Annotated in this window: 1 rRNA gene; it reads left to right on the forward strand. The window is 51.5% G+C overall.

Annotation, left to right across the window (positions count from 1 at the left end):
* Nucleotides 1–701: ribosomal RNA gene (locus NO989_RS21880) — 23S ribosomal RNA — on the forward strand; the annotation flags it as partial.

Genomic DNA, 701 nt, shown 5'->3' on the forward strand with positions numbered 1-701 from the left:
TGTGGCTGGGGGTGAAAGGCCAATCAAACCGGGAGATAGCTGGTTCTCCCCGAAATCTATTTAGGTAGAGCCTCGGACGAATTCCATTGGGGGTAGAGCACTGTTAAGGCTAGGGGGTCATCCCGACTTACCAACCCTTTGCAAACTCCGAATACCAATGAGAACTATCCGGGAGACACACGGCGGGTGCTAACGTCCGTCGTGGAGAGGGAAACAACCCAGACCGCCAGCTAAGGTCCCAAAATATTGCTAAGTGGGAAACGATGTGGGAAGGCATAGACAGCTAGGAGGTTGGCTTAGAAGCAGCCACCCTTTAAAGAAAGCGTAATAGCTCACTAGTCGAGTCGGCCTGCGCGGAAGATGTAACGGGGCTAAGCAATATACCGAAGCTGCGGCAGCATGTTTACATGCTGGGTAGGGGAGCGTTGTGTAAGTGGATGAAGGTGAGTTGTAAAGCTTGCTGGACATATCACAAGTGCGAATGCTGACATGAGTAACGATAATGGGAGTGAAAAACTCCCACGCCGGAAGACCAAGGTTTCCTGTCCCATGCTAATCAGGGCAGGGTAAGTCGGCCCCTAAGGCGAGGCAGAAATGCGTAGTCGATGGGAAACGGGTTAATATTCCCGTACTTATATAATCAGTGATGGAGGGACGGAGAAGGCTAGGCAAGCTTGGCGTTGGTTGTCCAAGTGAAAGTG

The sequence above is a fragment of the Alteromonas sp. DY56-G5 genome, from assembly GCF_041414725.1.
In the GTDB taxonomy this organism is placed as follows: Bacteria; Pseudomonadota; Gammaproteobacteria; order Enterobacterales; family Alteromonadaceae; genus Alteromonas; species Alteromonas macleodii.